The following is a 16,588-nucleotide window of genomic DNA, read 5'->3' as shown; positions in this document are numbered from 1 at the left end:
AACTTTGAGCCTCAGAAGGTCAAAGTCGAGCCTCGGAAGCTCAAAGTTGAACCTCAGAAGCTCAAAGTTGAACTTCAGAAGGTCAATTTTTAAGTTTTAACTTCTTGCTCCATGCCCAACTACGTCAGTTCCAGTCCACCTTGATAACCAGTGACAATGCGGCCACCATCCTTGAGGATGTGGATTTCTATCTGGTCGCTAGCCCAAGTAATTTGGTCTTGGAAAGCTGGGTTTAACACCCGAACCTTTTGATTGCTAGAAGAGACTGGAGAGTTGGGAGAATTTATTGCTAGAGATTGGACAAAAGGCCCGTCAATCAGGATATCGAGTTGTTCTAATAATGCTTGCGAACCTGGCGGCGCGGATTCAGACTGTAGCTGCTTAAGAGTGAATCCACTAAAAGACATGACATTTAAGCCAGCAGCTTTTACCTTCTGAGCTAAAGATGCCAGTGCAGTAGCTTGCCAAAACGGTTCTCCACCAGAGAACGTTACACCTGTGTTGCGGGAATTGCTGAGAATATTTTCGGCAAGGGTATCAACAGCAATTAATTGGTTAACCTCAAATGACCAGGAGTTAGTATTAAAGCAGCCAGGACACTCACGAACACACCCTTGCACCCAGACAACTGCACGACAACCAGGGCCATTAACTTCTGACTGATCGACGTAACCCATAATATTGAGATAGCCTGGGGGAATTTCGATGAGTGCTAACGATGGGTCAGTTGGCTTAGTTTCCATCTCTTTAACTCCTTTTAGCCGTTGCCTGTTAACCGTTAACTATAGCTAATCTCCAATTATATAACTGTGAAAATTTGACTATTAAGTTAAGTAATACCATAGTACTTTTATCTAAATTTGCGGGGGAGGTTGGGGCAAGAGGCGATCGCCTTTGCAGAGAGAAATTAAGCGATCGCTTCCTCAAGTTAATAAACAATAATCAGTATGGCGATTTAGTTTGAGGGTAAATGCCCCTATTTTTCTTAACTTGACGCCAATGGCAAGATGCCCACCCCATAAGAAAATTTGGGATGTTTTTTATTTGGAAGTTTCTTTGAAACTGATTGAAATAATTAAAGCTCCCAAATTCTAACTGACTTTGGGAGCTAATAATTTTAAGTTCACCGCGACGCCGTTTTACCTAAGTTTATGACCTGGGTTTATCCAGGTGGGAACCTAAATTCCTCGTTTAAAGTTTCCAGGTACATGCCCGGTATACTGCCACGAGAACAGTTGACTCCCTTGTCATTAAAGGCATAGATCAAAAAACTTGATGGCAGTCACCAACGTCGTAGTGCAACTCATTCATTATAGCTTTCAAAAAGATGTTGTGTGTTCAACATCGAAACTTTCTGATCAATTTACCTGGGATACCAGATAGATTCTATAGTGTGGGCGATATCGTTGGCGTATGCAGTCACCGATTCTTTATTCTGATTATCCAGCAAAACAGTAACATGCCCTAACTTTCGCCCAGGACGTGATTCTGTCTTCCCATACCAGTGAATGTGCGCGTGGGGAATTTCTGCTATTTGTTGACGCTGGCTTTGGTAGTCGCTGTGAGAATTTTCATATCCCAGTAGGTTCACCATCACAGCGCCAGCGCACTGTAAAGCTGGATTTCCCAAAGGTAAACCACAAACGGCTCTGAGATGCTGCTCAAACTGAGAAGTTTCGCAAGCGTCAAGAGAAAAATGCCCAGAATTGTGGGTACGGGGGGCAATTTCATTTACCAGGATTTTGCCATCAGCACGGATAAATAGCTCAATTCCAAAAATTCCCACTACTTCTAGGCTATTTAATAGAGTATGTGCGATCGCTTCTATTTCTGCTACTTGATTGGGAGTAATCTCGGCTGGCGCAATCACCCGCCGACACACTTGTTGTTCTTGTTGGGTTTCCACCACTGGATACGTGACAATTTCCCCCTCTACAGAACGAGCTGCAATTATTGCTAGTTCCCGTTCAAAAGGTACAAATTCTTCTAACAAGAAAAGTGATTGATTTAAAGTCTTTATTGTGCTTTCATCAGTTAGCTTTTGCTGTAAAGTAGCAAAATCCTGAATTATGAAAGTACCTTGACCATCATAGCCGTGACGGCGAGATTTGAGAACTACTGGAAAACCTAGATATTCTATTTTTGATTTGATATTTTCCACCTCGTCAAGGGCGAAAAATTGAGGAACTGGTAAGCCCAAATCGCGTAAATAGCAACGCTGATGATATTTATCTAAAAGAGGGGCTAAAGCTTCTAATCTGGGGCGGAAACAAACGCCTTGCTGTGCTAAAAAAGACAAAGCTTGCAAGTTAACAAATTCGTTTTCAAAGGTGATGACATCGCATTTTTTAGCTAATATCTCTGTAGCACTAGCATCATCTACCGGAGCAAAAACGATTTCCTCAGCAATTGACACTGCCGGGTCATGTTCACTAGGAGTTTGTACTACTAATTCTACACCTAGCTTCTGTGCTGCATCCGCCATCATCCAGGCAAGTTGTCCGCCACCAATTACACCAACACGTTTCATTGACATCCTAGAGAATCACGAGTTTGCACGCCTGTTTTGGAATTTACACCACTGGCTTTACCGCACAGTTCTTTGATTTGCGCTCTATCCAAAATTGCATCTGTAAAATCTGCACCGTCTATATTTACATCATTAAAGATAGCGCGGAGCAAAAGAGCTTCTTTGAAAACTGCATCGCTCAAATCTGCCTTAGTCAAGTTTACCTGATCGACCATTGCATTCGTTAAATCTGCTCCGTGGAGATTTGCTTTTGTCATCACTGAAGCGCTCATGACTGCTCCCCGCAAGTCAGCGTTTGCAAAGTTAGCCAGTTCCATATTGGCGTTAGAAAACTCCGCAGCTTGCAAACTCTGTCCAGAAAAATCACGTCTTGATAACTCTGCATTACTAAATGACAGTGGATGAGTCCAGTCTACTGCCAGTGCAGGATCAGCCACACACCAGATAATAATTCCCAGAAGGAACGCCAACCCTTGCCGCCAAAGGATATCGAGAGCCAATTTGGTGTCTAATCGCTGCATTTAAGCTTACCGCATTTGAATATTAGCAAGACTGGATCATCTAGTTGAGACTCACAGTCTTACTACTGGATTTGGAGATGTGTATTTCTCTAGCTTAATATTTTGTAACGCAAAAAGGTTAGATGCGTCGCAGTTTGTAGACGCTGAAACTCCTTTAAAACAAAACCTCGTTTCCAGCAGGAGGCTGGAAACGAGGCAAATCAAGGTTTTGAAACCCAGGATCGGTAGCTTTTGTTTGTGTAGACGCGGTTTCTAACCGCCCGTTTCACGCAACTCAGCACAGGCTAAACGCCCCGCTACCGCTAACGGTACTCAGCACTCTTCACACATCACGCGCTTTGAAAAAATTATAGATAGCAAGGGCTATGGCTAAAAGCAACACTGCATGAATTAAATTTCCGGCAATATGAAGTGCCAGTCCCAATGCCCAAAAAGCAACCAGTACAACAACAATGCCCCAAATTATACTAAACATATAATATTTGCTCTGATTCAAGTAAGTTTTTATTTGCTCATATACTTTACTCCTACCTTGACTTTGATTCTATTTATCTTCAGAGAGGTATATAACTTTAAATCGTCGCTCTTGAGAGAGAAAACTAATTTAACTCAGTTTGGAAAATAAGTGAGGTCACTTTGCTTCTCTACGATATCGCAGACAAGACTTGCTTTCTTGTCAGGATACGCTATTGGTGAAGTTTGTTGATTTGTTCACAATTCTTCATTTTTAGATTGCAATTTCAAGATATAAAGAGTTTTTTGAGCAGTAATACTCACCGACTTATTTACAATTCTTGACTTTCCATTTTTCAAGTAAAGTTTGTTGTCTTTTAAATTCAATAGCCCCGATCAACTGTTAGTCTTTTAATTAATGAAAGCAAAGTTTGAGCGTAATTATATGCGTCTCAATTGCTTAACAAAGCTTAAAAGTTCGATAATTAGCGTTGATTTTATAGCGATTAGTTAGTTCTTCAGGAATCTCCAAGAGTTGACATTCACCAAGTACACAACTTCCAAAAACCGAACTCCCAAACCCGATGATGAATCATTACTCACTTCAATGGATTGAGGCATGGTGCCAAGAGAATGGCTGGACAGATTTGTTTGTCGAGCGACGTAATAACTTCTGGGCTTTCCCTCCGGGTGGGGTAATGCCAGAACCGATTCCAGTTCATGCTCTCAGATTAATTAAAGCCGAAAATGGGCTGACTTTTGAAGAACGATTGTGGTCAATGTCCGCAGTGATTGGCACAATTTTAGCTGTTCTCTTTACTTTTTGGTTTCAATCGCCGATGCCCTTAGTTTTAGCTTTCGCTTTGAACGCCGTTACAGTAGCTCAATTTGAACTTGAAGATGCCTAGATTATTAATTTGGGCTTTGCGATTAAAAACTGCTCTTGTCTACTTTCAGCAAGAGCAGTTTTTAATTTAACAAGAAAGAATTCAGAATTGAATTCTGAATTCTGTGCAACTCGCTACCGCTGCAAAAAAACAAGCAACGCGCAGCGTCTCGTAGAGAGCATCTTGATTCTGAATTCTGAATTCAATGATTTGTATAGCAAATGTTTAGTCTATTAGGACATAACAATTAGAAATCACTAACACCTCAAATCAACTAGCAGGTACAGCTACCTTTGCGTGTTTGTTAACGTAGTCCACAAATAATTGCTTCAATCGGGGACTAATACCAGCGTGTTCAAAGAATCCAAAGCCAAGACTCTTAGCTTTTGCTAGGGTTTCTTCTGGTGTTAATCCTTCCTGGATAGCGATACTTAAGAGCGCAATTCCAGTTGAGCGCATCCCAGCTGCACAATGTACAACTGCTGGTTTAGGGATTTGTTCGAGTGTCATGAGGATTTTGGTAATCACCTCTTCATTTAAATTTTTTAGATCCACCTTGAGTGGAACATTTTGATAATACAGCCCTAATGCTTCTGCTATTTTTTGCTCATCCTTAGAAAATCCTAATTCATCAGGCGATCGCAAATTTAGAACGGATTTAAAACCTTCTTGAATAGCTTGCTCAAGCTGTTTCGGTATGACTTGTCCTGTAGTTGTTAAATTTTCGTTAATCTGTATGGCGTTGATCACATTCACTCCTTTTGACTTCCTAATGTCTTCCAGCTTGGTTAATACTCTAAGGGAGCAAGCTTTGAGAAGATATTTAAAATAAACACCGCAAAATTAGCCAAATATCACAAGATATTGCTTTATTGCTTCAAAATTAGTCTTTTGAAGCCGATTATTTTATTGCTTTATCCATAATATACGGTTTGCCGATAGGTTTACTGGTGATTAGAACTCATTATACTTTATGCCGATAAAATTACCGTAGATTATATTTCAGGAGCTATACTATTGGGCAGGTTGGCGGAGCAACTGAATCAAGATTTTCGTGAACAAGGGTATAAATAATGACTCCTATAGAACAAGTTCTTTCTCTATGCATTGGAATAGTATTGTTCCCAAATTTGACACAGTTAGATTTCACGGGGTCAAAGAAGCAAGGGGGAAGACTGAGACGGAGCTTGTACTTTGCCCCAGTTCAAGCGCCCTTCCAGGGCGGGGCTTCTCTTCTCTAGCCAACGAGACGCTCCGCGAACGTACCCATGCCGCAGTGCTTGGCGCAGAGTGTTGGGCTTGCTTCCCCTGCGAAAAAGCTCCCTTCCCCTCTGCCTCTTCTGTTGACTCAATTGCAAACTACTATCTAAAATCCAAAATGGTATAATCTGAATGCCAGTCCTGAACCTATGAATGCTAACGAAATCTCTCTTCGACCTGCCCAGGAAACAGATGCCTGGGTGCTGAGTGCAATTCATATTGCTGCTATCAAAGCTCTGCCTGCAACTTTTTACACCCAAAAAGAACTTTTAGCTTGGCGTAATTACCGCAACAAAGCTGATGGTTCAAATATCTTGAAAAGTATGAAAGCGGAAACTTGCTGGGTTGCGATCGCGGGAGATGCTGTTATAGGTTTTGCTAGCTTCATTGTTGACGAACTAATCGGGCTGTACGTTCATCCTAAATATCAAGGAAAAGGGATTGGCCGTGCTTTAGTTCAACATTTTTGTGATGAAGCAACTGAGCAAGGTGTAGATAAGGTAATTACAACTGCTAGCCTTTACGCTGAGGGGTTTTATTTACGACTGGGATTTACTGCCATTGAAAGAGTGCCTCATTATTTAAGAAGTGGGATAGTTGTTCCAGTTACTAAAATGAGTAAAACATTAGCTCCTGCACCAAAATCAATTTGAGAGGGTAAAGATTTTCAATAACTTTAAAAATGCTGGCATCACGATTATTTTTTCCCAAGTTACAACCGCTTTTTCTACATAACATATTATTTAAGTAAGTACTTGCCAGCATCAATGCATAAAACCATCCGTTCATCAACTCTTACCCGTACACGTTTGATAGAAGCTGCCTTGCAGGTATTTGCTAGTTTAGGTGTTCAAGGAGCAACTACCCGTGAAATAGCTCGTGTTGCTGGTGTGAATGAGGTGACTTTATTTCGCCACTTTGCTAGCAAAGAACAACTTCTGGGAGCAGTAATGAAAAATGCTTTGGCACTCCAGACAGAAGCTCTGGCATATCCCGAAGCCTGGACGCAGGATCTAAAAATTGATTTAAGACAGTATGCCTATCTTTACAACACGATGCTAGAGGCACAGGAAGACTTAATTCGTACCTTCATTGGAGAAGCCAAACGTCATCCTGAGGCAGCCAAACAAGTGATTCAAGAAGCTGCCAAGCCATTAGGGGAGAAACTAGTAGCTTACCTGCAATCGAGTCAGAAACGAGGCACTGTCAGAGCAGACCTCGATCCGTTTCCGGCAGTGGATATGTTTACAGGAATGCTGTTAGCTGGAATGCTGTGTCGCACTGTCAAATTCAATCAAGGCAACTATAGTTGTGAGGACTATATCGAAACCTGTGTAGATATTTTTGTGCGCGGTATCAGTACTAAGCTGTTGTGATTATACGTTTGCACATTGAGGCGGCAGGGGAGCAGGGTGCAGGGAGCAAGGAAGAGGATTTACAGGTTTTGCCTAATCATGGTTGTGATGCAATTTGTAGGCGCAACAGCTTAATTCTTTGTCAGTTGTCAATGCAGATGTCAGCCATGAGCCAAATTAGACAATAGACATCTCCGAAAAAGAATGTAGAGACGTAGCAGTGCTACGTCTCTACAAGGGTTCTGGTTAACGCATCTTTAATTTCTGGAGATGTCTAATGATTTAATGGCGCTAATGGAACATACGGTAATAGACCCGAATCTAGGATGTGTTGTCAACCAATACACTTGTAGAGACTTATAGAGACGCGATAAATCGCGTCTTGAAATGCCAATCAGTAGAACTCTCAGGACTGATGACCACTCAAGTAAAATTTGGTACTCTTAGCTTGGAATCACTGTAATTACGTCCGTGACCGAGATGAGTAGTCCAACAGCCCGATCCTACGCTTTCTTATCGATTGCAGCGGCAATCGTCACTATTGGCATAAAATTTGGCGCTTACCAGCTAACTGGGTCAGTAGGTTTGCTTTCAGATGCTATTGAATCAATTGTAAATCTCCTGGCTGCATTGGTCGCTTTATGGGCATTGACCTATGCTGAGAAACCAGCCGATGCCGAACACGCCTTTGGGCATTCTAAAGCCGAATACTTCTCCAGTGGTGCAGAAGGTGCGTTGATTATAGTGGCAGCCATTAGCATTGCTGTTGAAGCTTGGGGACGCTTGCTGCATCCAGAACCATTAACACAGTTGGGATTCGGGTTGGCACTCTCCCTATTTGCAACCGCAATCAACGGCGTTGTTGCCTTTATCTTGCTACGAGCAGGGCGACGGTTGCGTTCTATTACACTGAGGGCTGATGCTCACCATCTGTTTACCGATGTGGTGACTTCGGGTGGTGTGATAGTTGGAATCTTACTCGTCAAGCTAACAGGCACTCTCGTACTCGATCCAATTGTCGCCCTGATAGTAGCAGCAAATATTACTTGGACAGGATTTCGTTTACTGCGGGAAACCAGTAGCGCGTTACTGGATGCAGCTTTGCCTAAAAAAGAAATTGACGCAATCAAGAGCATCCTTAACGAGTACAAACGTCAAGATATCCAGTTTCATGCTTTGCGAACCCGTACTGCTGGAACCCGCCGCTTTGTTTCCTTTCATGTTCTTGTGCCTGGATCTTGGACAGTGCAACAAGGGCATGATTTATGCGAGGCAATTGAGCTTGCTATTCTTGGGGTGCTGCCTTCAACTCACGTTACAACTCATCTGGAACCCGTAGAAGATCCAGTTTCTTGGGACGATTTGGAGTTGGAGCGTCCGAGCAATCAGCCAATGTAAGATATGAAATAAGAGATTAATTGCTGCCGTTGAGCTTTCAGGAATGACGCGATCGCATCCGCGAAGCGTCTCGTTGGCGCAGCCTCTCGTAGAGAAGAGAACCGCTGCCGCCTTTGGCAGTTCGCACTCTCATCAACTGCAACGCCAAATACTGCAAATGCGATCGCTTCTAACGGGCGGTTACGCCATCGCAACTGTTTTTTTACGCGAAGGACGCTTGCGGTCTGATTTTTTCTTCAGTCCTACTGCTTGAGCCTGATCGCTATCTGAGCCATATTGCCCGCGTACAACTTCTTTCATCGCTAATACAGCATTATGAAATTCCCACTCTGCTAATCGGGCAGCATCAGCAGCCGCACGGTATAAAGCTAGTTTCTCAGTTTCGTTTTGCTGAGAAATCAACATCGCCTGATAAACTTCCTGTAAGTTTGCAGATGAGGCATCAGCACGAGTTGTGTTATAGGTACTGACGGTTTGCAAACCGTGGAATGAGTCAATATCTTGACTAATGGCTTGAGGACGCAAACGACGTGTTGTGTCTTGGATAGTCATAGATGTATCAAGTAGTATAGTGTATATTTAATGTACCCATTGAAACTAAAAATATATCAGTAAGACCAAGTTTTAAATTGGGCAATCTTAAAGAAAGAGTAAGTTTTTGCAATACATCGACTCGCATTGTGAATACATCGACTCGCATTGTGAATACATCGACTTGCATTGTGAATGCATCGACTTGCATTGTGAATGCATCGACTCGCATTGTAAATGCCTCGACTTGCATTGTGAATGCATCGACTTGCATTGTGAATACATCGATTTGCATTGTGAATACATCGACTTGCATTGTGAATACATCTTGCGGAGTATGTTTCAAAACACACCTTAGCTAGAGTCTTTGTGCCAAATAGGCGTGATAGTATACGGCTCATTCCTGTTGTTACTTGTAGGAGACACTTATGGAAATCAGTAGACGCAGCTTATTAAAGACTGCTTCTGCTTCGGGATTAGTGGCAGCAGGACTTGTAGTTTCGGAAGGATTTTTGCAACCGATTCTCGCTCAAACAAAAACTGTTGATGAAAATACTCAACTGTTAGCCCAAAGTTCAGCCACTCCAATTCGACGCGGCGAAATGTTATATCGCCACCTCGGACGCACCGGAGAACAGGTATCTGTGATTGGCTTGGGGGGGTATCACATTGGAAAAATTCAAGAAGAGCAAGAAAGTATCAAGTTAATCCGCAGTGCGATCGATCGCGGCATCAACTTTATGGATAACTCTTGGGACTATAACAACGGACGTAGCCACCGTTGGATGGGAAACGCTCTTAAGGATGGTTATCGCCAAAAAGTTTTCTTGATGACAAAAATCGACGGTCGCACCAAAGGCGCTGCCAAAATGCAGATTGATGAATCGCTCAAAGATTTGCAGGTCGATCACATTGATTTATTGCAGCATCATGAAATACTGCGCTTTGAAGACCCCGATCGCGTCTTTGCTCCTGGTGGCGCAATGGAGGCAGTTGTTGAAGCCCAGAAAGCAGGTAAAATTCGCTATATCGGTTTTACAGGACACAAAAATCCCCTGATTCACCTGCAAATGTTGGAAACTGCGGCACAAAATGGTTTCCGTTTTGATACTGTGCAGATGCCTTTGAATGTGATGGATGCCCATTTTAGAAGTTTTGAACATCAGGTTTTACCTGTGTTAGTGAAAAACAATATTGGTGTGCTGGGAATGAAATCCATTGGAGAATCTTACATTCTCAGAAGTAACACCGTCAGTGCAATCGAGTGTCTGCATTACGCAATGAATTTACCAACGTCAGTGGTAATTACAGGCATCGATAGTATGGGAATTTTAGACCAGGCGTTTGAGGCAGTCCGCACCTTTAAGCCAATGGATCAAGCACAAGTTACAGCACTGTTAGCGCGGACTCGTGAGGCAGCAGCTAAAGGGCAGTACGAACGATATAAAACTACAACCCAAAATGATAGTACAGCCATGAATCCAGCTTTTCTTGGCTAAATATTAATCCGATTTTTTTCAAGTAAGACACTATGCGAGAACATCATGAGCAAACGCATTGCATATTTAGGACTCGGCATCATGGGCAGTGGTATGGCAACCAACTTGCTCAAAGCTGGTTATGATCTACGGGTTTGGAATCGCAGCCCAGAGCCTTGTAAGCCTCTAGTAGAACAAGGTGCAACCCAAGCACAAACACCTGCACAAGCTGTAGAAAATGCCGAGGTGATTATGTACTCGCTAGCCAATGATAATGCTATTGAAGAGGTTGTCTTTGGGCAAGATGGCATTTTATCAAAGGTGCAATCGGGACAAATTGCGATCGACATGAGTACAGTTCATCCTGACACCTCCCGCAAAGAAGCCGCAGCATATAGCCAAAAGCACGTTGAATTTCTTGATGCCCCTGTTTTCGGCAGCAAAAATGAATCTGCAAATGGGGGATTGTGGATTGTGGTTGGTGGCAAGCGGGAGGTATTTGAGCAAGTCAAACCAATTTTAGAGCCGTTAAGCGAAACGATCCATTACCTGGGTGACACTGGCAAAGGCGCAGCCATGAAACTCATTGGTAACTCGATTGTGGCAACCCAAATCGAAGCTTTAGGGGAAGCGCTGATTTTGGCCACCAAAGCCGGACTGAATCCACAAGACGTTCTTGATGTTCTGCACGTAGTAGATTTTCGCTCTCCGATTTTTGACGGTATGGGCAAGACGCTGGTGAATCGAGACTTTACACCGAGTTTTGCTTTAAAGCATCTGCTGAAAGATGCCAATTTGATCGCTCGATTTGCCCAAGATTTAAATTCTCCCACGCCTGCTGCGGCAATTGTCAGAGAAACCATTAAAACAGCAGTTAATCAAGGATGGGGCGAAGAAAATGCCTCGGCATTAATCAAAGCTTTGGAGTTAGAAGCAGGAGTAACCATTAAATCATAAGTGTTTGTTTGTAGCTTACTTAACTGTGCTGATGGCACTTAGTTTTTCATTCAACGTTTCAAAATATAGCTTTATCCAAAGAAAACACTAATTATGTCCAACTTCAAAATACTCTCTACTGGGATAGTAGCGATCGCCTTATCTCTGGCGACTGGTTGCACACCAACTACTCCCCATGACCAAAATACATCTGAAGCTCCATCTGCTGTGCCTGTACAAAGGACTGAGACTGCATCACCAACTCCATCCCCAACTGCATCACCAACTTCATCAGGGCAAAATAACTTCAGTTCTTCAGACAGAAAGTTCGTGACTGACGCTGCTCAAGATGGTTTAGCAGAAGTCCAACTAGGACAACTGGCGTTACAACGTGGAACCAATGATGCGGTAAAACAGTTTGGACAGCGTATGGTTCAAGATCATACCCAGGTAAATAATCAACTCAAACAGTTAGCGACTCAAAAAAGTGTCACGCTGCCAACTACTATCGGTAGGACAAATCAGCAAGCCCTACGTCGCTTATCCGCACTTTCTGGTGCTAAATTCGATCGCCTATATATAAATGAGATGCTTCAAGGGCATGAAAAAGATGTCTCCGCATTTCAGAAGGAAGCTCAAAAAGGACAAGATCCAGACGTGAAAGCATTTGCGGCTCAAGCGCTACCAACCCTCCAAGAACATCTGCAACAGGTTCGTGCCATTGCTAATCCTGGAAGTTCAACTAGCACCCCAACTCCAACTACTACCCCATGAAGAGTGCTGAGTTCTGTTAGCGGTAGCGGGGCGTTTAGCCCGTGCTGAGTGCTGAGTTGAAAGACGATGTATTGGCATTGTAAGTCAATGTATTGGCATTGTAAGTCGATACATTGGCATTGTAAGTCGATGCATTGGCATTGTAAGTCGATGCATTGGCATTGTAAGTCGATACATTGGCATTGTAAGTCGATACATTGGCATTGTAAGTCGATACATTGGCATTGCAGGATATTGCCAAATTTAATTTGCGACAAATTGCTGTACTAAGTCCAAAATTTTATCATTTCATCATTAATAAAACCACGATGTCTAAATTGTTTAAAGGAGAATTTTCTCGTCGCAAGATTCTGACTACTGCTGGATTAGGAGCCATCTCAGCCGCCGCAATTGGTAGTATGGGCGAAGAAGTTGCTGCTCAACAGCCAACTGTGCAAGCCACTCCACGCGGAGGAGAGTTGCCACCTCAGATTCAGTTCCCGCCCATCTCGGAAAAGACTGAGGTTGATACAGGTGGGCCACCAACTGCATTACCTCCAGAGCGACGCTTAGGATTTGCGATCGTCGGACTTGGCAGACTGTCATTAGAAGAAATCATGCCTGCGTTTGCAGAATGTAAATTAGCAAAGCCAACTGCATTAGTTAGTGGTGATGCTGCCAAAGCAAATCTTGTTGCCCAACAGTATGGCATCAAACCGCAGAACGTTTACAACTATCAGAATTACGACAATCTCCGCAACAATTCAGACATTGATGTAATTTATATTGTACTACCCAACAGTATGCACCGAGAATATACGGTGCGTGGTGCAAAAGCTGGGAAGCATATTCTGTGTGAAAAGCCAATGGCAACCACAGTAGAAGATTGTCAACAGATGATTGACGCGTGTAAGCAAGCCGATCGCAAGCTGATGATTGCTTATCGCTGCCAATATGAGCCGCACCATCGCGCCATGATTCAGATGATCCGCAGCAAAGAATTGGGAACTGTGAAGGTAATTCAGGCAGATAACGGACAAAACCAAGGCGGTGACTTAAATCAGTGGCGATTGAAACGCGCTTTAGCTGAAGGTGGCTATTTACCAGATGTGGGAATTTATTGCCTAAATGCAACTCGCTATTTAACAGGAGAAGAACCGATCGCAATTAGCGCCCAAATCTTCAGTACTCCCGGCGATCTGCGCTTCAAAGAAGTAGAAGAAAGTGTCACCTTCCAGCTGCGGTTTCCCAGTGGGATACTAGGGATTTGCTCCACTAGCTACGGCTTTCACGAAGGGCGGCGGTTTCGCGTCTTCGGTTCTGATGCTTGGGGACAACTAGATCCGGGGTTCTCTTACAATGGTTTGCGGATGATGGTTTCACGCAAATCACCAACAAATAGTATGGCAGAAAACATTAGCGAAGTGCGGATAGGTGAGAAGAACCAGTTCGCTTTAGAAATCGATCATTTTGCAGATTGTGTGATTCAGAATAAGCAACCCCATACCCCTGGTGAAGAAGGTTTGCAAGACCAAAAACTGATCGCGTTGATTTACGAAGCCGCACAAACAGGCAAAACGATCGCTCTACCTCGTGTATCAGGATTAGATACCACTCGTGGCCCCGCTCCTCGAATGCTGAAGTAAATATGTGCATACCGCAGTTATGACAACCTCTGCTTGGAGTCCGCTCCGTAAATCTTTGTTTCGCGATCGCTGGATTGCCTCAATTGTCTCCAACATTGGCGGTTGGATGGAGGACACGGCGGGAGCTTGGCTAATGACTTCTCTCACCACCTCTCCCCTATTGGTGGCACTCATGCAAACAGCCGCAACTTTACCAGTGCTGCTGTTAGGACTACCAGCCGGAGCAACGGCAGATATTTTCGATCGCCGTCGGTTACTGCTGTTTTGGCAAGCCTGGATGCTGGTTGCTGCACTGATCTTGAGTGGATTAATTTTTGCAGGTACGATTACGCCGTGGTCACTATTGGGGCTGACGTTTTTGCTTAACTTGGGAGCGGCAATGAATGGCCCAGCTTGGCAAGCTATTGTACCAGAATTAGTACCGCGATCGGAACTCGTGGCTGCGATCGCTTTAAATAGTGCTGGATTTAATATTGCTCGAGCAGTTGGCCCGGCGATCGCAGGTTTTATACTGGTGGCAGCCAATGCAGGAGTCGTCTTTCTGATTGATGCCCTTTCCTTTATTGGGGTGATTATCATCCTTTACCGTTGGCAGCGCAAACCGTTTTACGAAAGCGCTCTCCCCGCAGAGCGAGTATTAGCTTCTATGCGGGCTGGTATTCGCTATGTCCGCTTTTCTACTGCTTTGCAAGCCGTGTTAATTCGAGGGGGTGTTTTAACTAGTTGTACCAGTGCTTTGTTTGCATTGTTGCCTTTAGTGGCACAGCAGGATTTACAACAAGGTGCAGGTGGCTATGGTTTATTACTCGGTAGCTTTGGATTTGGGGCGATTGTCGGTGCAATTTTGCTGCCACGAGTGCGGCAACATCTGACAGCCGATGGAGTTGTGATTGCAGCAACTCTGGTATTTGCAGTTGCTACATTAATTCTGGCGTTTATTCACAACGTACCTTTGGTGTTGCTAGCCTTACTGGCGGCTGGAATTGCTTGGACAAGTATGACATCCAGCTTGAATATTACAGTACAGCTTGCTGTTCCGGCTTGGGTGCAAGCGCGGGCGTTAGGAACTTATCAAATGGTATTTCAAGGAGGTTCAGCAATTGGTAGTATTGTTTGGGGTGCGGCGGCAGAACATTGGGGAACGCCAAGTGCCTTATTCGTTGCTACTCTTGGCTTAATTGGAGGAACTTTTACCGCGTGGCGTTACCCGTTGCTATCAGGAAAACTTGATTTAGCTCCAGCATTACGGCGGGCGGAACCGCTAGTAGTAATTGAATTGCAACCAGAAGAAGGGCCTGTTTTAGTCACACTTGAATATTGTATTGACCCAGATCAAGCAGAAGAATTTATTGCGGCAATTCATGCTCTGCGAGTGGTGCGACTACGAGATGGTGCGATTCGTTGGGGCATCTTTCATGATACATCTGTGCCGAATCGCTACTTAGAGACATTTATCGTCGAGTCTTGGGTAGATCATTTACGTCAGTATGAAAGGTTTACAGTGGCAGATCGAGAGATTCGCCAAAAGGTTTTTGCCTTTCATCAAGGCGATGAACCCCCAGTTATTTCTCACATGATTTATGCTCACCAATCCTAATACCAATTCTGTATGAAGATCGACTCCCGACTCCCGACTCCCCACTCCCTTTTATTGGATAGTTGCTTATTTAATCGTTCGATTGAACATCTATTTCAGTTTCAACTCCAACTGACTCTATCAGCTTTTCTGACGGAGTAAACTCATCAATCAGCGTAATTATCACTGCTGCCGCAGGCACAGCAAGTAGCACACCAATAAATCCAAAGAGCTTACCCATTACCAAAAATGTCACAATCACCATAACTGGATGGATATTTACTTGTTGACCCATCACCAAAGGCTGAACAACATGGGCATCTATTTGATTCATTACAAAGAAAAGTATCAATACAAATACTAGTTTTAGCGGTGAAATACTCAATGCTACCAATGCTGGTAAAAAAGCACCAATGACCGAACCAAAGTAAGGAATTATTTCAAATAAACCTGCAATAATCCCAAATGGTAGTGCTGACGGAATCCCCAAAATCAAAAGCCCAAACGTTGCTCCAGCACCCAGAAATATCATCGCTATTCCTGTCCCAAAAATCCAACCTCGCAATCTTGTCTCGCAAGCCTTAAGGATTCCTTGAAACCGATGGTGATGTCGCCTTGGTACTAATCTTAAAATCCCTTTCACTAAGGAATTAGGATCGTAAGCCATGTAAAGCGCTAAAATTAACGTTGCTACCAACTCTACGGTTAAACTCAAAGCTTCACCTAAGAAAACTGGTACTCCCCCTAGTAACTGGTCGGTCAAATTCCGTAATTGTATTAGTGCTTGGGAAATATCAGGAATAAAAGCAAATTTCTGACGCAGTTGCTCAACATCTCCTGTCAATCTATTGAGATAAGTTGGTAATGTTTTGATTAATTTTTGAGATTCAAATGTCACACTAGGTAGGACTACAGTAGCTAATACCACAACAAATCCGATGATTAATCCAATTAGTAGCAAAACAGCAACATCCTGTGATTTGACTAACTTTTGCAAAAACCTTAATAGGGTTCGCAAAATTAAAGCAATCAATGCTGCAACAACTAAAAGTTCTAATACTGGTAAAAGTTGATATAAAATGTATAGTACTACCGCTACCATTACTGCCAATGGCGCACCACGAGTTAACTGCGACCATCCATTGTCTGTATCTCTGGGATTCGCCATTACTATCACTTATTTTTCTGTTTGAATTTTACAATTTTAGTGCCTGGGATGGCGCAGAATTTTTATTGACCATTCACTTTTAGAAGTTATTAACTG

General features: G+C 43.3%; 20 protein-coding genes and 1 other RNA gene. 11 read left to right on the top strand and 10 right to left on the bottom strand.

The features are described 5' to 3' along the window. Positions 1–119: 119 nt before the first annotated feature. A complete protein-coding gene (locus V7L07_RS23815) occupies positions 120–743 on the bottom strand; it encodes a 4Fe-4S single cluster domain-containing protein (protein WP_335061312.1) in 624 nt (207 codons plus the stop codon). Positions 744–817: 74 nt separating this feature from the next. Between V7L07_RS23815 and V7L07_RS23810 the strand changes: the two genes are divergently transcribed. After that, positions 818–964, top strand: coding sequence for a hypothetical protein (locus V7L07_RS23810; RefSeq protein WP_335061311.1), 147 nt, complete (start codon positions 818–820; stop codon positions 962–964). 155 nt (positions 965–1,119) lie between these two features. On the opposite strand, the gene ssrS is transcribed toward V7L07_RS23810, so the two are convergent. From ssrS to V7L07_RS23790, 4 genes are all read right to left on the bottom strand, one after another. Further along, positions 1,120–1,303: non-coding RNA, 6S RNA (gene ssrS / locus V7L07_RS23805), on the bottom strand. A gap of 60 nt (positions 1,304–1,363) precedes the next feature. Continuing rightward, a complete protein-coding gene (locus V7L07_RS23800) occupies positions 1,364–2,530 on the bottom strand; it encodes a 5-(carboxyamino)imidazole ribonucleotide synthase (RefSeq protein ID WP_335061310.1) in 1,167 nt (388 codons plus the stop codon). Continuing rightward, complete coding sequence (locus V7L07_RS23795; protein WP_256874920.1) at positions 2,527–3,051, bottom strand: pentapeptide repeat-containing protein; 525 nt, start codon at positions 3,049–3,051, stop codon at positions 2,527–2,529. The genes V7L07_RS23800 and V7L07_RS23795 overlap by 4 nt, the downstream gene beginning before the upstream one ends. Positions 3,052–3,373: 322 nt before the next feature. Continuing rightward, on the bottom strand, positions 3,374–3,526 hold the full coding sequence (locus V7L07_RS23790; protein WP_334774842.1) for a lmo0937 family membrane protein: 153 nt from the start codon (positions 3,524–3,526) through the stop codon (positions 3,374–3,376). Positions 3,527–4,088: 562 nt separating this feature from the next. Between V7L07_RS23790 and V7L07_RS23785 the strand changes: the two genes are divergently transcribed. Next, on the top strand, positions 4,089–4,412 hold the full coding sequence (locus tag V7L07_RS23785) for a hypothetical protein (protein ID WP_179067797.1): 324 nt from the start codon (positions 4,089–4,091) through the stop codon (positions 4,410–4,412). Between the two features lie 249 nt (positions 4,413–4,661). On the opposite strand, the gene V7L07_RS23780 is transcribed toward V7L07_RS23785, so the two are convergent. Further along, positions 4,662–5,141 carry a beta-lactamase hydrolase domain-containing protein gene (locus V7L07_RS23780; protein WP_335061360.1) on the bottom strand — a complete coding sequence of 160 codons (480 nt, stop codon included), beginning with the start codon at positions 5,139–5,141 and terminating at the stop codon, positions 4,662–4,664. A gap of 659 nt (positions 5,142–5,800) precedes the next feature. Between V7L07_RS23780 and V7L07_RS23775 the strand changes: the two genes are divergently transcribed. The 4 genes from V7L07_RS23775 (at position 5,801) to V7L07_RS23760 (ending at position 8,404) form a co-directional block, all read left to right on the top strand. Then, a complete protein-coding gene (locus V7L07_RS23775; protein WP_335061309.1) occupies positions 5,801–6,304 on the top strand; it encodes a GNAT family N-acetyltransferase in 504 nt (167 codons plus the stop codon). 114 nt (positions 6,305–6,418) lie between these two features. After that, positions 6,419–7,027, top strand: a complete 609-nt coding sequence (locus V7L07_RS23770) for a TetR/AcrR family transcriptional regulator (RefSeq protein WP_335061308.1) — start codon at positions 6,419–6,421, stop codon at positions 7,025–7,027. Beyond that, the gene (locus V7L07_RS23765; RefSeq protein WP_335061307.1) at positions 7,024–7,194 is read left to right on the top strand and encodes a hypothetical protein; all 171 of its coding nucleotides are present in this window, start codon (positions 7,024–7,026) and stop codon (positions 7,192–7,194) included. The genes V7L07_RS23770 and V7L07_RS23765 overlap by 4 nt, the downstream gene beginning before the upstream one ends. 292 nt (positions 7,195–7,486) lie before the next feature. Then, positions 7,487–8,404 carry a cation diffusion facilitator family transporter gene (locus V7L07_RS23760; RefSeq protein WP_335061306.1) on the top strand — a complete coding sequence of 306 codons (918 nt, stop codon included), beginning with the start codon at positions 7,487–7,489 and terminating at the stop codon, positions 8,402–8,404. Here the strand turns inward: V7L07_RS23760 and V7L07_RS23755 are convergent. Together V7L07_RS23755 and V7L07_RS23750 are read right to left on the bottom strand one after the other, a co-directional pair. Continuing rightward, positions 8,392–8,598, bottom strand: a complete 207-nt coding sequence (locus V7L07_RS23755; RefSeq protein ID WP_335061305.1) for a hypothetical protein — start codon at positions 8,596–8,598, stop codon at positions 8,392–8,394. The genes V7L07_RS23760 and V7L07_RS23755 overlap by 13 nt on opposite strands. Next, entirely contained in the window at positions 8,585–8,956 is a 372-nt protein-coding gene (locus V7L07_RS23750; RefSeq protein WP_335061304.1) for a hypothetical protein, read from the bottom strand. The genes V7L07_RS23755 and V7L07_RS23750 overlap by 14 nt, the downstream gene beginning before the upstream one ends. A gap of 407 nt (positions 8,957–9,363) precedes the next feature. Here V7L07_RS23750 and V7L07_RS23745 point away from each other — a divergent pair, with 407 nt between their 5' ends. The 3 genes from V7L07_RS23745 to V7L07_RS23735 all read left to right on the top strand — a co-directional run bounded on the left by V7L07_RS23745 (position 9,364) and on the right by V7L07_RS23735 (position 12,123). Further along, on the top strand, positions 9,364–10,434 hold the full coding sequence (locus V7L07_RS23745) for an aldo/keto reductase (RefSeq protein WP_335061303.1): 1,071 nt from the start codon (positions 9,364–9,366) through the stop codon (positions 10,432–10,434). 45 nt (positions 10,435–10,479) lie between these two features. Further along, the gene (locus V7L07_RS23740; RefSeq protein WP_335061302.1) at positions 10,480–11,370 is read left to right on the top strand and encodes an NAD(P)-dependent oxidoreductase; all 891 of its coding nucleotides are present in this window, start codon (positions 10,480–10,482) and stop codon (positions 11,368–11,370) included. 93 nt (positions 11,371–11,463) lie between these two features. Continuing rightward, positions 11,464–12,123: a DUF4142 domain-containing protein gene (locus tag V7L07_RS23735; protein WP_335061301.1), complete on the top strand. Its 660-nt coding sequence runs from the start codon at positions 11,464–11,466 to the stop codon at positions 12,121–12,123. A gap of 34 nt (positions 12,124–12,157) precedes the next feature. On the opposite strand, the gene V7L07_RS23730 is transcribed toward V7L07_RS23735, so the two are convergent. Beyond that, entirely contained in the window at positions 12,158–12,364 is a 207-nt protein-coding gene (locus V7L07_RS23730; protein WP_335061300.1) for a hypothetical protein, read from the bottom strand. Between the two features lie 67 nt (positions 12,365–12,431). Between V7L07_RS23730 and V7L07_RS23725 the strand changes: the two genes are divergently transcribed. Both V7L07_RS23725 and V7L07_RS23720 read left to right on the top strand, forming a co-directional pair. After that, positions 12,432–13,748 carry a Gfo/Idh/MocA family protein gene (locus tag V7L07_RS23725; protein WP_335061299.1) on the top strand — a complete coding sequence of 439 codons (1,317 nt, stop codon included), beginning with the start codon at positions 12,432–12,434 and terminating at the stop codon, positions 13,746–13,748. Between the two features lie 19 nt (positions 13,749–13,767). Then, complete coding sequence (locus tag V7L07_RS23720) at positions 13,768–15,345, top strand: MFS transporter (protein WP_335061298.1); 1,578 nt, start codon at positions 13,768–13,770, stop codon at positions 15,343–15,345. Positions 15,346–15,415: 70 nt separating this feature from the next. Here the strand turns inward: V7L07_RS23720 and V7L07_RS23715 are convergent, their stop codons facing one another. Beyond that, positions 15,416–16,492, bottom strand: a complete 1,077-nt coding sequence (locus tag V7L07_RS23715) for an AI-2E family transporter (protein WP_335061297.1) — start codon at positions 16,490–16,492, stop codon at positions 15,416–15,418. Positions 16,493–16,588: the final 96 nt, after the last annotated feature.

Origin of the sequence: Nostoc sp., assembly GCF_036916985.1 — a bacterium.
Taxonomy (GTDB): Bacteria; Cyanobacteriota; Cyanobacteriia; order Cyanobacteriales; family Nostocaceae; genus Nostoc.
The sequence above is the reverse complement of the archived record's forward strand: the minus strand, read 5'-3'. Positions and strand labels throughout refer to the sequence as shown.